The following is a 25022-nucleotide window of genomic DNA, read 5'->3' as shown; positions in this document are numbered from 1 at the left end:
ATTATATTAGAGCACTAATAACGTACTTTAAGCACAATCTGACCCAAATCGTTCAGTTCTTCTTGACCCGTAAAATAAGCTTTCCCACCTTTTGAAAGTACATTCCAAGCGATATTGGAGACAATATCATCGACAACACCAGCTTCTTTTGAATCATCAACCAAATCAAAAGTACGGTCTGATGTCATCTTAACGGGCTGCTCATAATCTTGCTGTACCATAAGTAACTCTCCTCTGCCGTCAATGGCTGCTTGATAGATATCCTGAAGGTCTGTCAATACCTGACCGGAGGATACGGCTTGCTTCAAGTCGCCAATAGCATTGGAACGCTCTTCTTTTTGCAGGTCCTTTATGCTTTCAAAGGCCTGCTTTGCCATTTTATCAGGTTCTGAGGCATCATAGTTCATATTATCATGGGCTATGTACATCTTAGGAATATCGGCGACCTCCATGAGCATCGCATAATTGGGCTCCGTGGAGATAACCACAACATCCAGATCATTTGCATTATGGACCTCAACAACTGCCTTATCGATTTGATTGAAATATTCTTTCAAACGGTTTTCAACTTTATTATTGTCGGAACCCGTCACTTCCAATGGATTGGCATCAAACGGGAAATCATCATTTACGATTTCTTTCTCAACTCCATCGTTTAATGCTTCAAACAGATGGGCACCACCTTGGGCTATGGACAAAATCATATATTCTTTGGTTCTATTCAATGCCTTTATCAAAGGTTTAACAGCAAAAGAATCATCAATAAAGACGGCCTCATTATCCACCGGCCATGGTGAAACGACCATTTCATCAACCTCCTTGGAAATAAATACATGCAAGCTGTCCATTAATTTTTGGGAAGTTACCTTTTCTGGCAATGCTTCCAGTTTTTCTAGGATCTCTGGAATATCTCTTTTTCCATACTCTTCAAGTAATCTGCTTTCCGCTTCCTTGATCAGATTTTTGAGAATGATTGGATTTTTCTCGCTATCAGGAAAGGTTCTATAGGTATTAAATGAAAGTGTTATACTTGGAGATTCATTTTTTTCTGTCAACGACTGAATTATATCTTTTAATGCCATAGGTTTTATTAATTAAAATTGTGAAATATTGCTTATTATCTATATATACAACAGGTTGGAGGGCTTATGGTTTTAGATAATCTGGATAAGGTCCAGCAAGTTGAGGGATTAAATGCAGAATATTACAAAAGATGGATTAGGATAGCTAAATTTGCCTTTTAGAAACGATTTATGAAGAACAAGCAGAAAAATTTCTTTCAAAGGCATTTGGATGAGATCAAGGATACTATCTTTCCCTATGATCCAGAGGACAGTCCTGGACAGAGGCGAAGAAAAAAATTAGGTTGGCTTATGTTTTTAATTTTGATGACATGTGGACTGTTATCCATGCTAATAGCCGTATCCTTTGCTCACTAAGGATATTTTTACTAAACCCCTATTTTGTAGGTTATTGTCTTGCTTGGCTCTTCGTGAGGTACAGCAGGTTGTCAGGGCATCCTATACCCTATATCAATAATTGGCTTACAGATTTTGTCTTTGTTCCCTTGATCGCCCATTTTGCCTTTTGTGCAGGTATATTCATACTAGATCTAAAAAAAGGCTTTTCATTTCCCTTATGGCAGCTACTGGCATTGGCTTTCATGACATCCATTTTTTTTGAATACCTAAGTCCAAGAATCACAGATTACAATACCGCTGATATAGTTGATGTGGTCTGTTATTTTTCAGGTGCTCTTTTCTATTATTTCATCCATCAACCGTTTAATAATAAAAAATTAGCTCATGAGGAGCGCAGGCTACCAGCGTCCGCCAGCTCCACCTCCTCCTGAAGAACCACCACCAAAGGAACCACCACCACCAGAGGATCCGCCTCCGCCTCCAGCAGATGAACCACTGCCCCCTGAACTTCTTTCTAATTTTGGAATGATATAGGTGCCCAATACGATCATGTAATCACAGTTTTCGCATTTGTCGATCTTTTCACCTTCACCAGAACTCGTATAGGTTGCTTTCTTGATAACTTTTTCTTTATCCTTCTCCAAGGTAAAAAAATGACAGTCCGGACATTCATAAAGCCGCTTGTTGACATCCCATGGAATTAACTTGATCTCTTGGGATATATTGTTTTTCCAGATCTCATATCGCCGTGACCCAATCTTTTCTTCTTTTATTTGCCCTTTGTTCAGATACTGGCTAGTTTCAGCCTTTTTGGAGGTTCTTACAATTCTTTCCCAATCCCCAGAGTTATCGGGTGGATCATAACGATGTTTATATTTATTCAGACGGAACAGGATACCGCCCATATTGAATAGCGCTAATGGCGCTAAGATGGAAGGAATTAAAGTCAAGCCTGCAAATTTTTTCAGCGCTATTCCTTTTTCTTTCTCATCCACATAGCTCTTTTTGATAGCTTCTTGGGTATCATGGATTTTCATCCACAGGACCAAACCCCAAAAAACAAACAAGAAATATGGTGTATTCTTTGCCTGATAGACTTGTTCGAAGTTTTTAAATATAAATGCGAAAATGAAAATAGAAACAAACATTAAGAATCCCATACAGCCTAATCCGTAGAAAAACGGAGCTATGGGCTTTAGTTTTTGTTTGTCAGTTTTTAACCGTTTACCTATTAAATGTATGTAGATATAGAGGAGCAAAAAAAAACCTATCACTAAAAGACTATTTTTGAAATACGGATTTTGAAAGCTAAAAAATGGAATAGCTTCGGGCATCATGGATTTTAATTCTTCCAGCGAGTTAGGTGATTTTAGGATTTTGGAAATAAATTCACTTGCCTGTAGTAATCCGATTTCATAATTTCCCTCTTTAAAATTGGGTACCAGATATTTTTCACCTACCTGTTTAAGATAGATATCAGGAAAGATCCTTTCCATTCCGTAGCCAGAAATAAAACGGTATTGACGTTTTTCTTTAGCAATGAACAGCAAAAGGCCATTATTGGCCTGTTTGTTTCCTATCCCCCATTTATTGAACAAATCAAAGGCAAATTGAAAATCATCATCCGATAGATAATCATTGACAAGCACTATGCTATATTCTGCTCCTGTCTGTTTTTCGATATCTAAGGATATACTATCCAGTAAACTGACTGTATAGCTACCCAATATCCCATCTGGGTCACTGACGTAGTAATCTTGACCTTTAGATTTAGGATTAGGCACCTGATCTATGCTATAGATTGTTTGGGCAGTAAGACCAGATGAAAAAAGCAATCCACTTAGGATTAAACCAATCCATAATAAATTTGTAAATTTTAGTGCTAAATGATGTTGGATAACGCTCTTCATCGATTCAAAAATTGGGTTACATAAAAATAATAAAATCTAAGCTGTCATGCTAAATCCGTTTAATAGATATATATAAAATCGACAAACATTATGTCATGTTTTGGGTAATTAGATTAGGGAATTGTAATTAAATGGTTACTAATCAAGTCATAATGATAGCATTACAGTTTCTTGACATTAATTTTGTAGAATGGTCTATATTTTGAGAACAGCAGGTTATGACAAAGATATTGAAAGTATTAATCGTTCTAGGATTGATCATTGGAATCACTTGGTTTGTATGGGAAAGGATAAAACCAGCTCCCACAAAAGAGACCAATCACCAGATACTAGTGGAGAAAATCGAGTCAATGGGTAAACTAGAACTTGTAAAATATCGCTTGAGCGATGTCGTGGAGCATAAGAATATGACAGCATATCTTCCCGATGCCAGTGTTTTGTTGATCATCAAAGCGGATGCGGTTGGTTGTATTGACTTGGGAAAACTGAAAGCAGAAGATGTAAAGGTCATCGATGATTCAGTTACCATTAGTTTACCGAAACCAGAAATCTGCTATGTAAAAATAGACCACAAAGCTTCAAAGGTGTATGATACTAAAATGGCATTTTTTAGGGAGGCGACCTTGGTAGATGAAGCTTTTAAGGCGGCTGAGCAAGAAATCACCAATCAGGTTAAGAAGTCTGATATTTTGGAACAGACCAAAAACAACGCTACGCATGTATTGCGTCCTTTATTAGAAGGATTAGGCTATACAAAAATCAATTTAACTTTTTATTAGCACAAGGATGTCGAATAAAGAGCGGAAAGATGTATTTAAGGTATATGATATCATTGGGGAAAGCTTCTATGAAAATAGAAGCCAGAACCTGATGGAAGAAAAGTATCTAGAATCGATCTGCTCGTTGATTCCAAAAGCAGTAAAAATATTGGATCTGGGTTGTGGCTCCGGGAAACCGATCTTCGAATATTTCAAAAAAAGGGGACATAAACTGCTTGGCGTAGATGCCAGTGAAAAAATGCTGGCTATCGCCAGAAAAAACTTTCCTGAAGATGATTTCCTATTGATGGATATGCGCCAATTGAACCTAGATCAAAAGTTTCATGCCATCATTGCTTGGCACAGTTTCTTTCATCTGGAGGCAAAGGACCAAGAAAATATGTTCACCATATTCCAAGAACTTTTGGAGCCTAATGGAATATTGATGTTTACCACTGGCAATGAGCATGCGGAAGTTTGGAGTGAAAATTATGGGCAGAATTTATATCATGCTTCCTTATCTCCTGAAAAGTACCAAGAGCTATTGTCGGTACATCAATTTAAACTTATCCAGCATAGCGTTGAAGATCCCGAATGTGGCGGTGCTACAGTTTGGATCGCTCAGTTAATCCAATGATTCCTTAAACTTCACTTTTTTCATATTAGGAAGGAAATATGCCGTGATGCCAATTAAAGGCAGATACGCACATACCATATAGATATTTTCCAGTGAGGTATGATCCGCCCAATAACCTAGGATTGCTGCTCCTATCCCTCCCATTCCGAATGCAAATCCATAAAAAAGTCCGGAAACCATCCCTAACTTTCTCGGTAAGAGTTCCTGTGCATAGACTAAGATAGATGGAAAGGCAGAAGCCATGATCAGCCCTATGATAAATACCAATATGCCGGACCAAAAAAGGCTAGCGAAAGGCAACAACAGACTGAATGGCGCACAGCCAAGAACGGAAAACCAAATGATATACTTCCTGCCCAAATAATCTCCTAAAAAGCCTCCAAACAGGGTTCCCAAAGCAATAGCTATCAAGAAATAAAATAGATATACCTGTGACTGTACATCGCTGATGGCAAATTTTTCCATCAGGTAAAATTGCAGGTAACTGGTAATGCTGGCAATATAGACGTATTTAGAAAATATCAACAGCAAAAGGATAAAGATGGAAAAGTTGATCGTAGCATTCGATAGGTCAGGCAATTTGACCATTTTTTTGGCCTGTCCCTTTACGGCAGTCAGGACCTGCTTGTACCAAACCGCAATGTAGGAAAGGACGATCTGCGCAAACACACCTACCAATAGGAACCATAAAATATAACGTTGACCATGCGGAACGACAAACAAGGCCAGTAATAAGGGTGCCAGTGCAGAGCCTGTATTTCCTCCGATCTGAAAAATGGACTGTGCCAAGCTCCTTTTCCCACCAGAGGATAAAAAAGCCACCCGAGAAGATTCAGGATGGAAAATGGAAGATCCAATACCAACCATAGTTACCGAAAACAATACCGAATAATAATTATTGGAATAGGCTAATGCAATAACCCCAATAATACTGAACATCATGCCGATCAGTTGGGAATATGGTTTGGGATGCTTATCAGTATAAGCGCCCACAACTGGCTGCAATAAAGAGGAAGACAGTTGGAAACAGAATGTAATCACGCCAATCTGCGCAAAGCTCAGATGAAAGTTTTCTTTCAATAGTGGATATGAAGCGGGAATAATCGCTTGGATCATATCATTGGAAAGATGGGCAAGGGCGATAGCAAGGAGGATTGGGTAAGAAGTTTTCGATTGATCGTATGAGAATGATTGTTTTGGCATAAACTGACAAATAAATTAAATTGCTGTAAGCAAATCATTAAAAATCAAAGCGTATATCCAGACAATAAAATCTTATTGGGAGGGTAAACTGCACAAATGTAAGGCATTAATAATTGGAATTCCAAAGAATCCGGTATAAATCTCCTTAAATGAATGCGAGGTTTTAAGAATTTACTTTATCTCAATAAAAAAAGCGCGAAAATCGCGCTTCTTCTCTCATTATTAGTCTATAAAAGCCAATAAAAATGAATAATTGACCGTAAAAAATCTACTCATTTATTCTTAGGGCAGGCTTGATATCTTCATAAATAGCCATGTATTCCATTCCTGCCTGTCCAGCATTGATCACTTCACCTTGTACCATGACCTGCACATTTCCGCCTTGCTGTGGAACCTCCAATACTTTTGAAATCTTGACATGTCCACCTACTGGAATTTCAGATTTCAGTTCTGCATTCGGCATACTGTTCTCTGCTGAAAGAAAATATCCAGATTTTCCACCATCCGAATGCGTGTAATGATAGTAATAAAGGGGTTCTTTGGTAATGAAAATATTGTTTGCGATATCCGCGTATTTAGGATCTTTGGTCACATCTCCCTTTTGACCTGTACAGGCAGAAAAAATCAAAACCGATAATACAATGGCTATCCAACTTAAATGCTTCTTCATCATGTGCTATTTTTATAAGTTTAAAAATTAATTTGTTTCTATTTTCTATTGATGGGATAAAGGTCAGGATAAAGCCCTAAAAGCAAGAAAATATAGAATGACAAAGCGTATACAAGGCATTTTTGGCTTATATACAATTTATATACAGGAAAATTAAGCGTACAGAATCTCCCTCAAAGTAAAGGAGTTAGGGATGAATAGATTGGAGATATGAGACCTGTGCAAGGACACTTTGGCTTTTTTGGACTTATTCCATCGAGGGCAATATGTCAAAAATAATCTTCGGAAAAAAATTGTGGGTCTGGATAGCCAGAGATATCCAACATTAATTTCTTTGGTACGAAGGATAGATTTCAGAATAACGCATACATCATTGATTTTGTTGAGGATTGCATTTCGCGTACAGTTCCTGGACCTTCGGTCCAGGATTGCATGACCCATTGAGGCATGAACCGTAAAGATTCTTCACTATTCGTTCAGAATCAAAATGCGATAAAGAGGGATTCAGAGTGAAACGAAGAATCTACTTTTCGGAGTTTTTTAGGATCGTTGTCATCACGAAATCGTAAGATGATGGAACTATTTCAAATGTAGTATGGATAGTTCCGAGACCCTTCGGGGTGCCCTCAGGGTGACACAGAAAGGGTATAGAAAAATATTTCATCCACGCTGTGGGTTGGTCATATCAAATATCCAGATTCTACAAAGATTCCACCCCCACTGGGGATTTATTATCTGTCCTAAAAGGAAAAAGGAGTTAATCACCCTAATGAGTGATATTGATGTTAGGATTGCAGCAGACGGGCTTATGCAATAAGCCCCTTCTATGTTGTATTCCAAATTTTTTCTTGATTATTTGCCTCTATGGTTGTTTTTCCTTTCCCTTTCCCTTGCTTTGGGCCAAAGGTTGCCCAGCTGATGGTTTTTCCAACAGCTGCGATATGACAGTTACTTTTCAAACAACCTTCTATGAGCAGACCTATGGCTGCAGTGTCTTTTTCAGTTTGTAAAGTATGGGTGCCGCAAACTACAATGAGAGCGGACGCAATGCCGCAAGGGGCGAATAGCGGTCACCCAATTTTTTTGTGTCTATCCAAGTACCGTCATTTCACTACTCCAATAACATATTTTTCCCTGGTCCTCAGCACATACGCTATCCGGTTGACCAGTTTCCTTGCGACCTTGATGATCGCCAGGTTCTTTTTCATCTTCAGGCAGGCCTTTGAAAAGCCCAGGGCCAGCACCGGGTCGTTCCGCACGGCGATCCAGGATGCCTCGACCAGCATCCGCCTCAGCAGCTCGTGCCTGCGGAAGGTCAGTTCTCCGTCCGGGTCACGCTCACCTGAACTGTGCCTGGTCGGCACGATGCCGATAAAGCTGGCCAGGTGGTCGCTGTTGGCGAACCGCCGGATGTCCTCCAGCTCGACCAGCAGGCTCATGGCCGTCACCGGACCGATGCCCGGGACAGAGCGCAGCAGCGCGTAGTCCACGGCATGCACCTGCTGGGCCATCATGCTCCTGAGTTCCCGGTTCAGCTCCAGCAGGAATCCCCTGTGGTACTCCACTTTCCGGACCAGCAGCTCCAGCGTCCGCCTGCCAAATTCGCCCTTGATGTGGACATCCTCCTTCAGCCACGCCATGAACCGCCTGGACCAGTGCGTCCCGTTGTGCAGGAAGGCCTCGGGGTAGCTGATGCCATTGGTGTACAGGAATGACTTCAGCCGGTTCTTCATCCTGCCGATCTCCCTCACCGTGGAATGGCGCAGCCGCACTAGGGACCTGGCGTCCTCACAATCGGGCGAAGGGACGTATATCCCCCGTAAGACACCGGCCCGAAGGGCCCTGCCCAGTTTCTTGCTATCTATCGGATCGCTCTTGTGGAGCAGCTCCTTCTGGGTGCTGGGGACATCGGCGGGATTGACCACGATGTTGTGGACCCCGTGCGCCTGGAGTTCGCGATGGATCCAGAAACCGCAGAACCCCGCCTCATATACCGAATGGTAGGAGGCTCCGGGATAATTTTTCCAGAGATGGTTCACCAGGACCCCCACGTTGGATTCCTGGTGGATGCACTTAAGGAACAGGTCCTTGCTGTAGATCGCAACGTTCCAGCTCTTTAGATGGACATCTATTCCGATATAGATCGGTTGTCCATCAAAATTTAAATCCGTATTTTGTCGTAGCATAAGATTAGGATTTATGTTGTTATTTTGGTTATATAAAAATATAAACAAATAATCTTATGCTATCTCTTTGTATTAGCACGTCCTAGATACAAACATAAGGCCTACAAAATCGGCTACCTTTCCAGCGACAAGATGGACACGATCTTGGCCCATCCGATAGGTGAGCGGAGCCGATCCCCTCATCCCGAACATCTTGGTTCATTCCCAGATCGTGGTCCATCCTCGAATCCCGAACATCTTGGTTCAATCTAACCATACCATTAAAAGACACATATTATTTAACACTAAATGTTTTGGAAGAATTGGATGACTTGATTCAAGTTTGTGTCTTTCAATATGACTTTTTTATTCTCATCCATTAAATAAATGGTAGGTGTAGCTTTGATCATGTACAATCCTTTGGTAACGACTGTTTGATTTTCATCTAAGCCATTGATCCAGTTGCTAGGTATATTTTTTTGATAGTTTTCCCAAATCTCCTTATTACCATCAGGGTAAAGCGCTAAAATCTTAAGGGCACCTTTTTCAAGGACAGCATTAAAGCCAGGGTTAGATTTTATCTGACCTATAGCCTCTTCACAAGTACTACAACCAGGCTCATAAAAGATAAGCATGGTAAATGGCGCTTTGATTTCATTTAGGGAAGAAATAGAGCCATCTGCTGTAAGGAAACTGAAATCAGTGGCTGTGCTGCCCGGCTTATTTTTCCTTAACAGGGGCAATAATGTTTCATATTTAATCTTTTCATCTGGAGATAGCTTACCTGACCCGATCAAATAGTCTAAAAAAGTTTCATAATACTGATCATTTCGCATTGGGGAATTAGGATTGCCAAGATAGTTGTCAAATTGGTACTTAAAGAATTCAAAAACTGAGTTTTCGATCTTCGCTTCATTGAACAGATTTTCTATTCCATCTTTCAGGGTATCCGGTTGCACCAATGGAAAATGTCCTATATAATCAGCGACAGCTTGTTCCCCATAATTAGGGTCAAAAAGCTTGCTGGTATCCCTAAAATTGAAGTTGTCCCAAAAATGGTTGAATACATAAGTGATCTTTGCCTCCTCCCCTTGGATATTATCAGGAGCTTTTGGCGGGGTATAGGCAGCAATTTCAGTAGGTTCACCTAGGGCTTCGGCATCATTGTTTTTCGAGTTTGTATTTTGGTTACAAGATGACAATAAAAGAAATCCGGCAAGGAATCCTAAGGTCAATATATTATTTATTTTCATATTCAATTTATTATAAGGCATTAACTAGAAATACTGTGCCAAGGTAAGTTTTTTTGATAAAATAAGAAGGATTGTTGGGGATTGGAAGGCATAAAAAAAGAGAAGCCTTGAAATCGGGCGAGATCAAGGCTAATTATTAATAGTTAGTGAATCTAAGCTTACCTATTCAGGGTATACTTCACACCTACCGAGGTAGATACGGCCCCTTCAAAATTCCTTCCTCCCACTTCACCATCGAATTCGTCACCATACAGGTTACCCCTGATATCCAATGTGAAATCTAACTTATCAGTTAATCGGAAAGTTTGCAGCGCTCCAAGGTTAGGACTGAATTTCAGTGATCCTGGATCAGACAATACGGCTCCGAAACCGATACCCACGTAAGGAATTAGATTGTACAAACGATTTGGGTCATAGCCCAATGCATCATTAGTCCAATTGAACATAAAATCTGCATGAACATTAATGAAGTTAAATTTTTGGTACTCCAATGATTGACCAGAATGAAAAACTTCACCAGTTGTGTACATTTTAGTTTGGGTCAGACCTTTGTAATGTAAACCGTTCAGCCCAAGTCTAATTGCAAATTTTTCGTTAATCCATTTCCCTCCATACACCTCAAACTGAGGCGTGATTCTTTTTCCGACAGAAAGTTGTTTGTCATGGTCACCAAAATATATTTGACCGCCCACACTTGCACCAACAAACCAATGATTCAATTCGGAACTTTCTTGGAAAGCTTTCTTCGCTATGAATTGTGTTTTCCAAGGGGTGTCATTAACTGGTTCCTTCGCGAAACCTACAACTGCAAACAATGTTGCAAAAACAATACTACTTAACTTTTTCATTAATGTTGTTTTATGATTAAAAAGAAGATTTTTTATTACTATCAGTTTATATACTAGCAAACAAAAATCGCTTCTTCTTTTTACGGACGCTTCTGAATGTAATGCATTTAAACTATACAACCAGCTTAAATACTTTTCTATAATTTTTGAAAATTAATAGTTAGTGTGATTCTATTTTTTTCAATTTCTCTCTGAACAACATTACGAATATACATGCTATTTTAACAGGAGCAAATTTATCAGAATCTCAAAATTATACTATTAATTAATTTTAAAACATCAAGATTTTATATATTTTCATCAAATATTTAAAATACATTCAAAGAAGACGTTCTGAAAGAAACAATTTTGTCTTTTTATGACATGAATTTACTCATAACATTTTTATTTAACAATAAATTGAGTTTGACTTTAAATGATTTTGTAAATGTTTATCTACAGTCAATTTTAACTTGGAAACTGGGGAGAATCAGGAATATTAAATGGAGAACAGCAAAGGGCTGTCCATGCCGACAGCCCTAAATTATGAATTAGGATAGAATGAAATTATTTTCGGATACATCGAGTATTTAAGTTCCCTCCCCAAGAGGATGCCGCCCAGTGTTCCCAGACATAGTCACCTCCCAAAATCCCATTTTGTCTTCCGTCACTAACACGATAGGTAAAAACTCCCGTGAAGGCACCACCTAAGAAGCCTGTTTCACTGGTCCAAAAATATCCATTAGTACCGTCCTCATTTACACCAAATATTCCGGCAATAACATGGAAATAGCCAATTTTATTAACCCTCATTTTGTTGCTAGGATAAGGAGCCGCTGTTCCAGTAGCTACGTATTCAACATAATCATCAGTCAATTGACGAATAGAACCAGTTTGCGAAATCAGCTTGTCAGTCTCAGCCCTGTTAGGCATTTTCCATTTTCCTAAAGGATAAACTCGAGTACAAGGGTCCTGGGCACCAATGGTACCACCCGGAAATGGAGCTTTAAAATTCCAATATTCCTCTGAAACCCTGCCATATATAGGCTCGATCTGATGTCTGAAACGATAGGCTCTATCTGCCTCACTAAAGTACAGGTTAGCTCTTGACCAACGAATACCATTTACAGTTACGGCCGATTCAATCAAGTCCATCGCACTGGTCAATCGATGTCCCCATGTCATGTCTGGCAAGTCCATTGAAAATTGGAATGGAGTCGAGAATGTACGTGTCCCTACGCCATTAAAGACCTTATCTAATTTTATCGTAAAGGTTTGTACATTGACAGTCATTGCAGGGATTGGAGTTTGTGCAGCAGTATAATAAGAAGCAACTTTAATCGTATCCTTTGTTTTTACACTAAAATTGGTAAAAACAAGATTACCAACATCAACTGCCGTCATACTTTCATACTGTCCGGTAAGAACATTTAAAGTACCTTTTTGGATATAATCTGTTCCTGCAAAATTCGCCGTAATGCTTTCCAAGCCAGCAAACATCCCTCTAGCACTCAGTTCAGCGCCGATTTTTGAGGTTCTGTGCGCAAACCTAACTAGCAATGGCTTATCAACATTTCCAGCACCTGTAACCGTTACGGTTCCGCTTGCATAAAGCAACGGTTTATCCACTGCCGATTCAATTACTGGAGCAGCTGGATTGGACACATCTGGAATGTTATCAGTCGTATTATACGAATATGCATACCAAGTATACTCTTCACCTTTCACGACTTCCACATGTGAAGCTACACCCGACTGAGCATGTAAGGAAGTAACAAATTTACCGTCTTTATAAAGCAGTAATCTGTATTTAATTCCTGGGTCCATAGCAAGGGCTTTTGTCGCTGACTTTCCTGCTGTTCCTTTTGCAACCTGATTGTTAGAAACGGTTCGGTCTCCAGCGACCTGATCTTCTTGCAGTCTTACAATAGCATCAAATTCTTTGTAGGTCACATCTTTTTCTTCCAATACACCTGTAGGCAATTGGGATGAACTCCTTGAATTGGAAGCTTTACTAGCTTTTGTATCGATTTCGTTTTCAATCCCCTCTACCTGAATGCTTAGGGATGCTGCAGCTCCAGAATCGGCACCGTCTCCTGCACCTGCATTCTTATCACAACTTGTCATTAATCCTAAGGAGATAACTCCTAAAACACAGAATCTAATAAGACTTGTATTTGACATTTTTTGATATAATTTCATTTTATTTTTTTGCCCTTAATTCTATAAATCAATTTCATGGGTTTCCTTAGAATCCATCCAGTTATCAATTTCTGGAGTGTAATTCCCGTTGGTTCCGTTGCCCGGTGTAAAAGTTGCGGATGATGCAAGGATTCCTTGCTCGAGTTCAATTTTTAAAAGCACAATTTTTGGTGATACATAAGCACCCAATACTTTCTTTTTCATAGTTATTTTTTTGTTTCCAACCATTCTCATGGTTGCTTTTGAAGGATCTTTGATTTATTGATAAAATAGATATACTGTTCCCCAAGATTTTTTAACAGCATCTTCTAAACCCTTCTGTCATCATTTGACTTCTCCCAAGCCAGTTAATTAATTATTGATTCATTCTTTAAATAATAATAAATTATCATTATTTATTGGCACAAAAATATGGCAACATTATAGGGTATTCAATCATTAGATTTAATTAATTCGGTTATGTAGTAATAACCTTACAACCAAATTGTTACAATAAACCGAAAATAAATAATAGGTTTAATTTTAGTAATATTAGCGTCTTGAGTAAGGTTTAAAATGATTTCAACAACAAAAAGTTTTAGTAATTATACACCCCATTAACCTCAAATAAAATATATTAAGCTGGCAAAAGGTTTATGAATTAAATTTCGGAAGGGAAAATAGTTGCAGTGCTAATTTTTAATTGCACGACAAGAATTACATTTGTTTAAACGATATTTTCATGAAAAAAGACACCATTTCTGTAACTAAAAAGGCCATAACAAACAATTTGGCCCTATTTTGGGTAAGTATTTAGGAAGGTTCTAACAATTTTGAGAACGGAATTAAGTAAATTAGGTCAATAAACCAACGAAAGGAGGAAGTCATGAAGATCATCACTAGGATTTGGCATGGGATTACCAAAAAGGAGGATGCGGACGCATATTTAAATTACCTTTTTGATACAGGGATCAAGGACTATAGAAGCATAAAGGGGAATCTTTCCACCAAAGTCTTGAGGAGGATTGACCATGATATTTGCCATTTTATGACCATTACCGAATGGGATTCGGTCAATAGCATCCAGGAATTTGCTGGAGAAACCTTCGAAAAAGCAAGGTATTACAAGGAAGACAAGAAATACCTGCTAGAATTCGAAGAGTATGTTACGCATTTTGAAACTTACTTGATTGATTAAGGGTTTATCATTGGAAGCCTGAAATAAAAGGTACTTCCGACTCCCAATTCACTTTCGACACCAATTTTACCGCCTTGATTTTCAATAAAGTCTTTGGAAATCGACAATCCCAGTCCAGTTCCTGTACGTACGCTGCCTGGTATTTGGAAATATCGGTCGAATACCTTTGAACGATAGGCCGCATCAATACCTTTACCATGGTCTTTGACGGAAAACAATAAATGCTTATTTTCCTTTTTGAGGGATACTACAATCTTACTGTTCACCGGTGAATACCTGATTGCATTGGTGATAAAGTTGGTTAGCACCCAAGCCGTTTTTTCCTCATCCACATATATCTTGGATATATCCTCTTCTATTTCAGTGCTGATTTCAATATGCTTCTGTTCGGCTTGCATCCTGGTCGCATTTAATGCATACTGAATAATTGGCAATGGGTCCGAAATTTGGGAATACAGCTTAATGTTCCCTGTTTCAACCTGCGATACATTCAATAATTCGCTTGTTATCCGTAATAGCCTAAGGCTATCCTCTTCAATTCCTTCTAATAGCTTTTTCTGTTCATCGGTCAATGAACCTGTTCTTGGATGTTTAAGCAACTCAGAGCTCAACTGTATGGATGCAATTGGAGTCCGTAACTCATGCGAAACCGTTGCGATGAAATTGGTCTTTGCCACATCCATCTCCTTAAAGGCAGTGATATTCTTCAGTACGATCAACTCCCCTATCTTCTGGCTTTTCAATTCCCCTGTAGGCGTAATTTCCATAGGAATGACCTCCTTTTCAAAATAACTTTCCTTATTATCGGCAAAGATCTTTAGCGTTGACTCTCTATTATTTACATCGATCAGATTACGGACCAAATCATTGTGATTTACCAATTCATCAATATTGCTATGTAATAGGTCTGTGCGCTTTAGTCCTGAAACCTGTAGGCATTCATCATTGATGAAGATGATCTTTCGGTCCTCATCCAGACCAATTACAGGATCATGCATGCTATTGACAAGGGTTTCTACCCTTTTCTTCTCTTCGAGGATCTGATCTAATTTACTGTTCGAGTACTCTTGAAGTCGTTCAGCCATACTATTGAATGAGCTCGCCAGTTCAACGAATTCGGAATCTCCTTCGAAATATAAGCGTTGTTTATAGTTTTGACGGGCGATCTCAGAGATGCTTTCCGTCAGTTTTTTGATAGGATTGGCAATATTGCTTGGAAGATTGATAAATAATACAAAACCAATCAGGAAGCAGAGTGCGCCAATAACGGAAATCAGGACGAAAGCATTGCTTGCCATTTCCTTGGCATGATCACTTTTCATGACAATGGCATCCATATTCACGGTCATCAGTTTCACCAAATCAGCACGGAATTCCTGACCTACAATGGGATCGTCTGGGTTTTCCTTTAAGCGGGCCAACTGCGTGGAAAGCCTCTCGGTGATGTCCTTTTCACCCTGTTCAGTTACATTTTGTTTCTGCCTAGCAAAATTGCTTTCCAATTGAGCTATGGCTTCTTTATTCAAATGCATTTCATCTGAAGCCTTTAGCATATTGCGGGCATACTCCACAGAATTGTAGTTTGCTGAAAGCACGTTCTCCGTATCTTTCTTCAAGGAGCTGACAAATAAGGTGCTTACCGCAGCAAGGATCAGGATCATTAGAAATAACAATCCGATACCTAAATAGAGTTTAGCTTTAATTTTCATGATAGAATAATGATGTCAACTTGAATCTTTTCCAATTTCTTTAATAGTCTTCTAAATATCCCCATGGACCAAAGGATCCTGAGGAATGGCCAATATGGCCAACCAACACAGAGAGTCGTGATCTCCATACGAAGAACTTGATCGACGATGCTCTCCGGTACATCCTTCCCTTGGACCTGGATAACCTGTCCACCCAATTCGGTCGCCAATTTAAAATTATTAATGAGATAACGTTGCTTATCGAGCGCTATTTTATCGGTACTCTCTTTTGGGGTCTGTATATAAAGGACAAACCAATCGGCTTGATAGTAACTCGCAAGCCTTGCTGTTCTCCGAATCAGGTTCTTGGCTTTTTTTTCATCTGTTCCAATGCATACCATAAACCTTTCTGCCTTGCGCTTTGAATCTGGTTTTTTTTCGCGTTCATGTTTTTTGATCGCATGGGCAGCAACTTCTTTTAAAGCCAGCTCCCTCAACAAAAGCAATTGCTCGGATTGAAAGAAATTCTTTAGCGCAGTCTCAATCTTTTCCTTTGTATAGATCTTACCTTCCCTTAATCGACCGATTAGGTCCTCAACTGAGATATCAACAAAGACTATTTCATCTGCTGACTGAATTACCCGATCTGGAATGCGCTCATAGACTGGAACAGATAACAAATCACCAACATCTGCCTGTAGACCTTCCAGATGTTGGATATTGACGGCTGATATTACATTTATGCCAGCATCCAGCAGTTCCATTACATCCTGCCAACGTTTTTCGTTTTTGCTTCCCGGAACATTCGTATGGGCAAGTTCATCCACCACCACAACCTCAGGATGTTTCTGCAAAACCAGATCGACGTCTAGATCTTCTAACTCATTGCCTTTATAGTATATTTTCTTTCTTGGAAGCAACGGCAAACCGGCCAATTGTGCAACAGTCTCCTCTCTATTATGGGTTTCAATATAACCTATCTGCACATCAATACCATTCCTTAATAGGTTATGCGATTCCTGCAGCATCCTGTAGGTTTTCCCAACACCAGCACACATCCCTAAATAGATCTTAAATTTTCCTCTTCTGGACTGTTTGATCAGTTCCAGAAAGTGTTCGGCCGATTTACGTTGTTCTTCCATTTTAAATAACTGATTAGAATCGCCAACCTAAGGCAGTGCTGATTGTAGTACTATTGCTTTTTAATTCAGATTGGTTGTTCACAAACACTTTTTCAGAGGAATTCAAATTCCTGACTTCGGTTCTCCAGATCAATCCTTTATACAAGTCTACATCAAATCCTGCAGAATAGCCAAGAATGTTTGTCCCTACCTCTCCATACCTTCCGAACACTACCCCATCCTTATCATTAAAATACTCCAATCGTGCATTCATTTTAACTTTAGGACCAATGGCATAATTTGCTTGGATTCCTGCATTCCACCAATGGTAATTTTTTGAAAGGAGCGGTTGCTTCTGCATCCCGTAATCCCAGTTTGCTAAGATATTCATCTTTTCGTTTACCGCAACTTGAACATATAAATCATGAAAAAACCTTAAGCTGTCTGAGCCTTCATCACCTATATACGAGCTACTGTTCAAAACAACAGATTCAACTGGCTTATACTGGATCTGATGCCCGAAGGACATATTTTTACTTGTATTTGGCAACTGTATTCTTTGCCAGCCATTTAATGCAACGGCAGCTAAATATAGTTTGGAATCCTTCGTGGTATAGGAAAGTCTTGCTCCTGTTTCAAAATAAGGAGAATTCTCCGCTGCTAGGCTCCTGCTCAAGCTAATATTATCCAGACCTATCGCACTTTCCCCTCCTATATGAGAAGGCAAAACACCTGCATCGATCCAGAGTTCATGGTTCTCTAAAAGTTTAAAACCTACATTGGCCTCATACACATTTTTCCAAACCCCCTCTTCTCCAGCATAATTAGCATTCACATAACTCCCAACAGCAATAGCCAAGTTACTTCTAACCCTTTCCCCATTATACGCTGCTTTGAGCATCGCCAGATTAACAGAAAACTCATTGCTACGGTTATGGCTATAAATAAATGACGGCCTTTTGTGGTCCTCAGGTTTATTGATATCATAGGTATAATACGATTCGATATAACCGGAGATTGTCAGGTTCGATTTCAATGAATCGGAGATTTCCTGTGCCTCAACAAGACTAATACTTAAAAAGCCAGCAGCAGAGCAAAGAAATTTATTGAGCATCTTGAACTCCTTTCTTATTGGCCATTTCGTCTAATGCTAAGTTTAGCGCCAATACATTCACTTTCTCGGGACCAAACATACCCCATAATGGCTTCTCAGTCTTTTCCTGGATCAGTTCCATTAATGCAGGTTCTTCCAAACCTCTTAACTTAGCAATCCGAGGAACCTGAATTTCCAAAGCATTAACAGAAAGATGGGGGTCAAGACCGCTTCCGCTTGCTGTAACGATTTCGGTTGGAATCTGTTTTTTGTTCATATCCGGGTTATGTGCCAAAAAATGTTCGATCCTGCCCTCCACTTCCTGTATATATTCTGGGTTAGAACCTGCTTTGTTACTGCCACCAGATCCTGCAGCATTATAATCTACAGCTGATGGTCTAGACCAGAAGTATTGATCTTCTGTAAACTGCTGTCCGATATTTTTATAATATGATTTTCCATTTCCTTCTACAAGAAAGCCTTTTCCTTGATTAGGACTCAATTGAGCGATTGCCCACACAACAAATGGATATAGTATAGCAAGTAAAATAAAAGTTAAGATACTCATCTTAATTGCCGGTAAAATATGTGTTTTCATTTCTGTTTAAATAAATACTGTTAATAATAGATCGATCAATTTGATACCAATGAATGGCACAATCAATCCTCCAAAACCGTAGATCAAAATATTTCTACGCAATAAAGCGGATGCACCGATAGGTTTATAGGCCACACCTTTCAAGGCCAAAGGAATCAACATAGGAATCAGGATAGCATTGAAAATAATAGCTGAAAGGATTGCTGATTCAGGGCTGCTCAACTTCATGATATTTAGTGGAGCCAATGCAGGGATCATGGCAACAAACAGAGCTGGAATGATGGCAAAGTACTTAGCAACATCATTAGCTATACTGAAAGTGGTCAATGTTCCTCTGGTCATCAATAGCTGTTTACCGATTTCTACGACCTCAATTAGTTTGGTTGGGTCATTGTCCAGATCCACCATATTACCAGCTTCCTTGGCCGCTTGAGTACCGCTGTTCATCGCAACACCCACATCGGCTTGCGCTAATGCTGGCGCATCATTGGTTCCATCCCCCATCATGGCCACCAACTTACCTTCACCTTGCTCCCTACGGATGTAGTTCATCTTATCTTCAGGCTTCGCTTCAGCAATAAAATCATCTACCCCAGCCTTTTTAGCGATATATTCTGCGGTCAAAGGGTTATCACCAGTCACCATAACCGTTTTGATTCCCATCTTCCTCAAACGCTCAAAACGTTCTGAAATACCTGGTTTGATGATATCCTGTAATTCAACGACCCCCAAGGCTTTTTCATTTTCAGAGACAACCAATGGCGTCCCACCATTCCCGGAAATGCTTTCCACCGTTTTTATGACATCCTCCGGAAAATTATTGCCTGCAGATTCAACCAGTTTTTTAATGGCATCAGTGGCACCTTTTCGGATCCGCTGATTGGCGATATCCAGCCCTGAACACCTTGTCTCTGCAGTGAATTTGATAAATTTGGATTCCTGCAATCTAAAGGGCGCCAAATCTAGACCTGCTAATTCGACTATAGACTTCCCCTCAGGAGTCTCATCGCTCATGGAACTCAATGTCGCTGCACGGATTAATTCCGCCGAATCAACACCTATTGCAGGATGAAACTTCGTAGCCTTTCTATTACCAATGGTAATGGTTCCGGTCTTATCCAATAGCAATACATCCACGTCGCCAGCTGTTTCAACGGCTCTACCAGACTTCGTCAATACGTTCGCCCTTAGGGCACGGTCCATCCCAGCAATACCGATTGCAGATAGCAAGCCGCCAATCGTAGTTGGAATAAGGCAGACAAATAGCGATATGAAGGCTGCAATGCTAATAGGCACATTAGAATAATCTGCAAAGGGTTTCAGGGTCACACAGACCAGGATAAAAACCAGGGTAAAACCAGCAAGTAAAATGGTTAAGGCAATCTCATTTGGTGTCTTCTGTCTTTTGGCACCTTCAACTAAGGCAATCATCTTATCCAGAAAAGACTCCCCCGCAGTAGCGGTAACCAATACAACGATTTCATCAGATAACACTTTTGTCCCACCTGTCACGGAACTACGGTCACCCCCAGCCTCTCTAATGACAGGTGCTGATTCCCCTGTAATAGCACTCTCATCAATGGTCGCAAGGCCTTCAATGATCTCCCCATCGCTGGCGATAATATCGCCCGCCGTACAGACAAACACATCTCCTTTTTGCAATTGCGAAGATGGAATGATCCTGCCATCTTTCAATTTAGCTGGCGTTTCCTCCCTCGTTTTCCTCAAACTATCAGCTTGAGCTTTTCCCCTAGCCTCTGCCAAGGACTCAGCGAAATTCGCAAACAATAAAGTGATCAATAAGATAAGGAAGACAATAAAGTTATATCCGAAGGAACCTTGCGACTGATCTCCCAATAATATGGCAATACATACCACTAACATCACCACAGTACACACCTCAACAGTAAACATGACTGGGTTACGAAGCATTTCTTTAGGATTGAGCTTAATAAATGCCTGTTTAAAAGCAACTTTTAATAACTCGGTATCAAAGAATGGATTATTTGATTTCATTTTGAATCTCAATTAATTATTTAATAGAAAAATACTCTGCAATTGGCCCTAGGGTCAAAGCAGGGAAAAACGCCAATGCAGCAACAATCACGATCACGGCAAATACCATAAATCCAAAACTTGCTGTATCGGTTTTAAGGGTTCCGGCACCTTCTGGGATATATCTTTTTTCAGATAATATTCCTGCTATGGCAATTGGACCAACGATTGGAATGAACCTACCAAACAAGAGCACTATACCGGTACTGATATTCCACCATAAAGTATTATCACCTAATCCCTCAAAACCACTACCGTTGTTCGCTGAAGCGGATGTGAATTCATAGAGCATTTCAGAAAAACCATGGAATCCAGGATCATTGGTCGTACTTGCTCCAATACTAGGATAGGCAGCAGCAATTGCGGTCCCAATCAAAATCAGGAATGGATGGATCAAGGCTACAATCATGGCAATTTTCATCTCCCTTGCCTCTACCTTTTTACCCAAGAACTCTGGCGTACGTCCTACCATCAATCCAGAAATAAATACCCCTAGGATAATGAATACAAAGAAATTGAGGATCCCTACGCCATTTCCGCCATAAAAGGCATTGATCATCATGGCCAACATTTCATTCATTCCCGAAAGCGGCATACTGCTGTCATGCATGGAGTTTATCGAACCGGTAGAAATTACCGTAGTTACAATCGACCAGAAACCTGATGCCGCCGCACCAAACCGGATTTCCTTTCCTTCCATGGCCCCCAAATCCTGCGTCACACCCAATCGTTCGATGGCAGGACTTCCCTGTGCTTCCATCAAGACGTTTGGAATAGCCAGGCATAAGAAACCTATGGTCATCACTCCAAATATCATCCATGAAAGCTTTTTCCGATTTATGAAGAAGCCAAGTGCAAATACCATGGCCACTGGAATCACAAATTGCCCTATCATTTCGACAATGTTTGAAATATAGCTAGGGTTCTCAAGGGGATGATTTGAATTCGCACCGAAAAAACCTCCCCCATTCGTACCCACATGTTTTATGGCAACAAATGCAGCCACTGGTCCTCTTGACACTTCCACGGTATCACCCTGAAGGTTTACCATGCTCTCCTTGCCTTCATAGGTCATTGGTGTTCCTTGGAAAACAAGGATCAAGGCTACCACAAATGAAATCGGCAATAGGATTCGAGTACATGATTTCAAGAAAATATCGTAGAAATTACCAAGCAGCTTACTGCCCTTATCCTTAAAGGCCTTGAACAGTACAATTGCAGCCGAAATCCCAATACCTGCACTCACGAACTGAAGGAACATCAATCCAGTTTGGGATAAATAGCTTAAACCCGTTTCCCCTGAATAATGCTGAAGATTACAGTTTACCAAAAAGGAAATGACGGTATTAAATGCTAAGTCTGACGACATATTCGGATTACCATCAGGATTTAAAGGGAGATAAGCTTGAAACATCAAGACCAACATCCCTACAACAAACCAGACTAAGTTGATGGTCAATAGAGCGACTAAATGTTCCTTCCAGGTCATTTCCTTCTTAAAGTCAACACCTGAAAGTCGCATAATCCCTTTTTCGACCGGACCAAAAACTTTATCCAAGAAACTAGGTTTATCGGAAAAAACATTGGCGATATATTTACCAAGGGGTATAGCAAGGATGATAGTTGCTATAAACATTAAGACAACGCCCCATATTTCTGTGTTAATTAGATTCATTTTTTCTTTTCCTTAAAATTTTTCAGGATTCAACAATACATACATGGTGTACAAAAAAACCATGATGGCGACGATTAATAATGCGATCATATCTCTAATTTTCTATAATAGTTTTTACATAAACTGACCTCATTTCCTTTGGGAAAAAGGTAAGATGTTTCCTTAAGCTTGCCGGAGATTCCATGGAAGCCATTCGTTCCAGAAACTCATTCTCAATGGCATTCTTCACATGCAAAGATCCCCCGCCATACAAAATCCCTATGACATGCAATGCTTCACGGGTCATTTGCTGTTCATCTGAAGAGCCTTCAAAATTTGCCAAACAATATTCAGCAACACGTTGAAGAACCTCATATTCTGACTCCAGCTTCCCTCCCTTCACACAGTGAGGTAGCCAAGCTTTTACGGTTGAAATAATTTTACTTTCCATGTCCTTAGATTTTGTCGAAAAAATCAACTGATTTGAAGAATAGAGCAAAGCAGACAATGCCCAAAATCAATAATGCTACGGTTAATATCATGTTACTTGATGTGTTGAATGATGTAAACTTCCTTAAGACCTTGAGGGAGCTCTGAGATAATCTTGCTCCATTGCTTGGAACTGCACAAATGGTCCATTCTCGTTAAGCAGTGCATAAACAGATACTCCACATGTTGCCTGATCTGCTGATCACCTTTCTGATATAGGATACCTACGCAGGCTAATATCCGCTGCACATATCGGAAATTTTTCCTTTGACATAATTCGCGCATATAACTCACGATCACCTGCATAACCGCAGCCACATTACCTTCAGATTTTAGACTCTTCAGCCGTGGTGATAATTTCCGGATATGCCTTCCTACATAATTTGCCATCTCTTGGGATGTAATCTTTTCCATAATAAAAAAAATCATATTTGACCCTAGATGCCAATCTCTATTCCAGCGAATGAAACAAACCCCTAACTAACTACTTATCAACAGGATAAATTAAAACAGGAAAATATAGGCAATAAAAAACCCTATCATTTTGATAGGGTTGTTATCATTTTGAGAACCAGGATGAATGGGATTCGAGGATAAACCAAGATCATGGAATGAACCAGGATGCATAAGATTTGAGGATAAACCAAGATTATACTACAAAAACATATGAATAGAATTTCAGTCATCCCTTTCTAGAGATGATACACCTGTCTAAATACTAAATACTAACTACTAAATACTAGATCTTGTACTCCTCAATTTTTCTATACAAGGTAGCTACTCCGATTTCCAACAAACGTGCAGCTTCGGTCTTGTTTCCTTTCGTAAAGGCCAAAACCTTTTGGATATGCTTACGTTCCATTTCGGCGAGTGCCATAGCTGATAAGCTATTGGAAGTACCTTCTTGCATACAAAACTCATAGGGCAAAGCGTTCGCATCCAGCGTATCACCTTCAATGAGAATCAAACTTCTTTCGATACTGTTTTTAAGCTCCCGGACATTACCTTTCCAGGTATGCTTTTGCAGTAAATCAATATAGGAATCATCTATTTTTGGAACAGGCATATTCAATTTTGCAGCTTGGAGAGCCACAAAATGTTTCACTAACAACGGAATATCAGATGTACGATTCTTTAGAGAAGGTAGGGTTATCGTGAATACCGAAAGCCTATAATAGAGATCAGATCGAAACATTCCTTCCTCAGCTTCCTGTTCCAAGTTTCTATTGGTTGCGGCAATAACGCGAACATTGACTTTCGTTGGTCTACTTTCCCCTACTTTCAGGAATTCTCCCGTTTCCAGTACCCGCAATAGTTTTGCTTGCAGTTCAATGGGCATTTCACCTATTTCATCCAAGAATAAGGTTCCTTGATTGGCTTCCTCAAACAATCCTTTTTTATCTTTCAGTGCACCGGTAAATGCTCCGGCCACATGGCCAAACAATTCCGATTCTAAAAGGTCCTTGCTCACTGCAGAACAATTTAAGGCAACAAAGGATTTCGAATTCCGCTTGCTATCATAGTGGATTGCTTGTGCAAACACTTCCTTCCCCGTGCCCGTTTCACCTAACAATAAAACTGTGGCATCAGTCTGGGCAACCTTCTTGCCAAGGGATATCGCATTTTGCAATTCTTTAGATTTCCCTACGACCTGATCAAAGGAATATTTCTTACCAACTTTCTCCTCCAGTTGCATCAAGCGTTTCGCCATTTCTACCTTTTGAAAAGCCTTATTGATCAATGGAATGACTTTATTGTTATCATCTCCTTTGGTCATATAATCAAAAGCACCGTTTTTAATGGCTTGTACACCATCGGCAATTTGCCCAAATGCTGTCATCAATAAAACTTCGGCCAAGGGTTGTAGCTTCTTGATTTCCAGAACTGCTTCTACCCCATTCCCATCTGGAAGCTTCACATCACACAAAACCACATCGATTTCTTTGGTTTTTAGGATCTGATAACCAGCCTTGAGATTGGCCGCCTGAAAAACTTCCAGATCATCCCACTCCAATTGGATAATCCTAGCGAGTAATTGGCGTAGTTTATCCTCATCATCAATAAGCAAAATCTTCTTTAGCATGGTCTAAATTAGTATTTA

The 25022-nt window shown here is 39.8% G+C and carries 22 protein-coding genes; 3 read left to right on the top strand and 19 right to left on the bottom strand.

Annotated features, from left to right (window positions below; translation table 11 throughout):
• Positions 1-14: 14 nt before the first annotated feature.
• Both NMK93_RS09185 and NMK93_RS09180 read right to left on the bottom strand, forming a co-directional pair.
• A complete protein-coding gene (locus NMK93_RS09185; RefSeq protein ID WP_185217938.1) occupies positions 15-1082 on the bottom strand; it encodes a hypothetical protein in 1068 nt (355 codons plus the stop codon).
• A gap of 737 nt (positions 1083-1819) precedes the next feature.
• On the bottom strand, positions 1820-3331 hold the full coding sequence (locus NMK93_RS09180; protein ID WP_254526940.1) for a YgcG family protein: 1512 nt from the start codon (positions 3329-3331) through the stop codon (positions 1820-1822).
• 218 nt (positions 3332-3549) lie between these two features.
• Here NMK93_RS09180 and NMK93_RS09175 point away from each other — a divergent pair, with 218 nt between their 5' ends.
• Complete coding sequence (locus NMK93_RS09175; RefSeq protein ID WP_185211998.1) at positions 3550-4110, top strand: DUF4230 domain-containing protein; 561 nt, start codon at positions 3550-3552, stop codon at positions 4108-4110.
• Between the two features lie 7 nt (positions 4111-4117).
• On the top strand, positions 4118-4726 hold the full coding sequence (locus NMK93_RS09170) for a class I SAM-dependent methyltransferase (RefSeq protein WP_254526939.1): 609 nt from the start codon (positions 4118-4120) through the stop codon (positions 4724-4726).
• On the opposite strand, the gene NMK93_RS09165 is transcribed toward NMK93_RS09170, so the two are convergent.
• The 7 genes from NMK93_RS09165 to NMK93_RS09135 form a co-directional block, all read right to left on the bottom strand.
• A complete protein-coding gene (locus NMK93_RS09165) occupies positions 4715-5929 on the bottom strand; it encodes an MFS transporter (protein WP_185211996.1) in 1215 nt (404 codons plus the stop codon). The two genes, NMK93_RS09170 and NMK93_RS09165, sit on opposite strands and share 12 nt — an antisense overlap.
• Positions 5930-6197: 268 nt before the next feature.
• Positions 6198-6602: a hypothetical protein gene (locus NMK93_RS09160; RefSeq protein WP_254526938.1), complete on the bottom strand. Its 405-nt coding sequence runs from the start codon at positions 6600-6602 to the stop codon at positions 6198-6200.
• Positions 6603-7702: 1100 nt separating this feature from the next.
• A complete protein-coding gene (locus tag NMK93_RS09155) occupies positions 7703-8785 on the bottom strand; it encodes an IS110 family transposase (RefSeq protein ID WP_254530287.1) in 1083 nt (360 codons plus the stop codon).
• Positions 8786-9069: 284 nt separating this feature from the next.
• Positions 9070-10017 (bottom strand): DUF5106 domain-containing protein, encoded by a 948-nt coding sequence (locus NMK93_RS09150; RefSeq protein ID WP_254530114.1) that lies wholly within the window; start codon positions 10015-10017, stop codon positions 9070-9072.
• 158 nt (positions 10018-10175) lie between these two features.
• Positions 10176-10865: a hypothetical protein gene (locus tag NMK93_RS09145; protein ID WP_254530112.1), complete on the bottom strand. Its 690-nt coding sequence runs from the start codon at positions 10863-10865 to the stop codon at positions 10176-10178.
• Between the two features lie 546 nt (positions 10866-11411).
• Entirely contained in the window at positions 11412-13028 is a 1617-nt protein-coding gene (locus NMK93_RS09140; protein ID WP_254530110.1) for a hypothetical protein, read from the bottom strand.
• A 39-nt stretch (positions 13029-13067) separates the two neighbouring features.
• Positions 13068-13250, bottom strand: a complete 183-nt coding sequence (locus NMK93_RS09135) for a hypothetical protein (protein ID WP_139185432.1) — start codon at positions 13248-13250, stop codon at positions 13068-13070.
• A gap of 661 nt (positions 13251-13911) precedes the next feature.
• Between NMK93_RS09135 and NMK93_RS09130 the strand changes: the two genes are divergently transcribed.
• The gene (locus NMK93_RS09130) at positions 13912-14223 is read left to right on the top strand and encodes a hypothetical protein (RefSeq protein ID WP_214648481.1); all 312 of its coding nucleotides are present in this window, start codon (positions 13912-13914) and stop codon (positions 14221-14223) included.
• Here NMK93_RS09130 and NMK93_RS09125 read toward each other — a convergent pair.
• From NMK93_RS09125 to NMK93_RS09085, 10 genes are all read right to left on the bottom strand, one after another.
• Positions 14220-15932, bottom strand: a complete 1713-nt coding sequence (locus NMK93_RS09125; RefSeq protein ID WP_185211990.1) for an ATP-binding protein — start codon at positions 15930-15932, stop codon at positions 14220-14222. The genes NMK93_RS09130 and NMK93_RS09125 overlap by 4 nt on opposite strands.
• Positions 15929-17053 (bottom strand): sensor protein KdpD, encoded by a 1125-nt coding sequence (locus tag NMK93_RS09120; RefSeq protein ID WP_254530108.1) that lies wholly within the window; start codon positions 17051-17053, stop codon positions 15929-15931. Before NMK93_RS09120 ends, NMK93_RS09125 begins: the two co-directional genes overlap by 4 nt.
• 13 nt (positions 17054-17066) lie before the next feature.
• Positions 17067-18146: a porin gene (locus tag NMK93_RS09115; protein ID WP_254530106.1), complete on the bottom strand. Its 1080-nt coding sequence runs from the start codon at positions 18144-18146 to the stop codon at positions 17067-17069.
• Positions 18136-18723 carry a K(+)-transporting ATPase subunit C gene (locus NMK93_RS09110; protein WP_254530104.1) on the bottom strand — a complete coding sequence of 196 codons (588 nt, stop codon included), beginning with the start codon at positions 18721-18723 and terminating at the stop codon, positions 18136-18138. Before NMK93_RS09110 ends, NMK93_RS09115 begins: the two co-directional genes overlap by 11 nt.
• A gap of 6 nt (positions 18724-18729) precedes the next feature.
• Positions 18730-20739, bottom strand: a complete 2010-nt coding sequence (kdpB, locus tag NMK93_RS09105; RefSeq protein WP_254530102.1) for a potassium-transporting ATPase subunit KdpB — start codon at positions 20737-20739, stop codon at positions 18730-18732.
• Positions 20740-20755: 16 nt separating this feature from the next.
• Positions 20756-22444, bottom strand: a complete 1689-nt coding sequence (gene kdpA / locus NMK93_RS09100) for a potassium-transporting ATPase subunit KdpA (RefSeq protein WP_254530120.1) — start codon at positions 22442-22444, stop codon at positions 20756-20758.
• A 21-nt stretch (positions 22445-22465) separates the two neighbouring features.
• The gene (locus tag NMK93_RS19815) at positions 22466-22543 is read right to left on the bottom strand and encodes a potassium-transporting ATPase subunit F (protein WP_185212105.1); all 78 of its coding nucleotides are present in this window, start codon (positions 22541-22543) and stop codon (positions 22466-22468) included.
• 4 nt (positions 22544-22547) lie between these two features.
• Positions 22548-22883, bottom strand: coding sequence for a hypothetical protein (locus NMK93_RS09095; protein ID WP_185211985.1), 336 nt, complete (start codon positions 22881-22883; stop codon positions 22548-22550).
• Positions 22884-22975: 92 nt separating this feature from the next.
• A complete protein-coding gene (locus NMK93_RS09090) occupies positions 22976-23335 on the bottom strand; it encodes a hypothetical protein (protein ID WP_185211984.1) in 360 nt (119 codons plus the stop codon).
• 325 nt (positions 23336-23660) lie between these two features.
• Positions 23661-25004: a sigma-54 dependent transcriptional regulator gene (locus tag NMK93_RS09085; RefSeq protein ID WP_254530099.1), complete on the bottom strand. Its 1344-nt coding sequence runs from the start codon at positions 25002-25004 to the stop codon at positions 23661-23663.
• Positions 25005-25022 lie beyond the last annotated feature (18 nt).

The organism is Sphingobacterium sp. LZ7M1, from assembly GCF_024296865.1.
In the GTDB taxonomy this organism is placed as follows: Bacteria; Bacteroidota; Bacteroidia; order Sphingobacteriales; family Sphingobacteriaceae; genus Sphingobacterium.
The sequence above is the reverse complement of the archived record's forward strand: the minus strand, read 5'-3'. Positions and strand labels throughout refer to the sequence as shown.

What these genes read in the sequence shown, in the direction of transcription:
- NMK93_RS09185 (WP_185217938.1), bottom strand. Translation starts at nt 1,082, where the DNA reads ATGGCATTAAAAGATATAATTCAGTCGTTGACAGAAAAAAATGAATCT.
- NMK93_RS09180 (WP_254526940.1), bottom strand. Translation starts at nt 3,331, where the DNA reads ATGAAGAGCGTTATCCAACATCATTTAGCACTAAAATTTACAAATTTA.
- NMK93_RS09175 (WP_185211998.1), top strand. Translation starts at nt 3,550, where the DNA reads ATGACAAAGATATTGAAAGTATTAATCGTTCTAGGATTGATCATTGGA.
- NMK93_RS09170 (WP_254526939.1), top strand. Translation starts at nt 4,118, where the DNA reads ATGTCGAATAAAGAGCGGAAAGATGTATTTAAGGTATATGATATCATT.
- NMK93_RS09165 (WP_185211996.1), bottom strand. Translation starts at nt 5,929, where the DNA reads ATGCCAAAACAATCATTCTCATACGATCAATCGAAAACTTCTTACCCA.
- NMK93_RS09160 (WP_254526938.1), bottom strand. Translation starts at nt 6,602, where the DNA reads ATGATGAAGAAGCATTTAAGTTGGATAGCCATTGTATTATCGGTTTTG.
- NMK93_RS09155 (WP_254530287.1), bottom strand. Translation starts at nt 8,785, where the DNA reads ATGCTACGACAAAATACGGATTTAAATTTTGATGGACAACCGATCTAT.
- NMK93_RS09150 (WP_254530114.1), bottom strand. Translation starts at nt 10,017, where the DNA reads ATGAAAATAAATAATATATTGACCTTAGGATTCCTTGCCGGATTTCTT.
- NMK93_RS09145 (WP_254530112.1), bottom strand. Translation starts at nt 10,865, where the DNA reads ATGAAAAAGTTAAGTAGTATTGTTTTTGCAACATTGTTTGCAGTTGTA.
- NMK93_RS09140 (WP_254530110.1), bottom strand. Translation starts at nt 13,028, where the DNA reads ATGTCAAATACAAGTCTTATTAGATTCTGTGTTTTAGGAGTTATCTCC.
- NMK93_RS09135 (WP_139185432.1), bottom strand. Translation starts at nt 13,250, where the DNA reads ATGAAAAAGAAAGTATTGGGTGCTTATGTATCACCAAAAATTGTGCTT.
- NMK93_RS09130 (WP_214648481.1), top strand. Translation starts at nt 13,912, where the DNA reads ATGAAGATCATCACTAGGATTTGGCATGGGATTACCAAAAAGGAGGAT.
- NMK93_RS09125 (WP_185211990.1), bottom strand. Translation starts at nt 15,932, where the DNA reads ATGAAAATTAAAGCTAAACTCTATTTAGGTATCGGATTGTTATTTCTA.
- NMK93_RS09120 (WP_254530108.1), bottom strand. Translation starts at nt 17,053, where the DNA reads ATGGAAGAACAACGTAAATCGGCCGAACACTTTCTGGAACTGATCAAA.
- NMK93_RS09115 (WP_254530106.1), bottom strand. Translation starts at nt 18,146, where the DNA reads ATGCTCAATAAATTTCTTTGCTCTGCTGCTGGCTTTTTAAGTATTAGT.
- NMK93_RS09110 (WP_254530104.1), bottom strand. Translation starts at nt 18,723, where the DNA reads ATGAAAACACATATTTTACCGGCAATTAAGATGAGTATCTTAACTTTT.
- kdpB (WP_254530102.1), bottom strand. Translation starts at nt 20,739, where the DNA reads ATGAAATCAAATAATCCATTCTTTGATACCGAGTTATTAAAAGTTGCT.
- NMK93_RS19815 (WP_185212105.1), bottom strand. Translation starts at nt 22,543, where the DNA reads ATGATCGCATTATTAATCGTCGCCATCATGGTTTTTTTGTACACCATG.
- NMK93_RS09095 (WP_185211985.1), bottom strand. Translation starts at nt 22,883, where the DNA reads ATGGAAAGTAAAATTATTTCAACCGTAAAAGCTTGGCTACCTCACTGT.
- NMK93_RS09090 (WP_185211984.1), bottom strand. Translation starts at nt 23,335, where the DNA reads ATGGAAAAGATTACATCCCAAGAGATGGCAAATTATGTAGGAAGGCAT.
- NMK93_RS09085 (WP_254530099.1), bottom strand. Translation starts at nt 25,004, where the DNA reads ATGCTAAAGAAGATTTTGCTTATTGATGATGAGGATAAACTACGCCAA.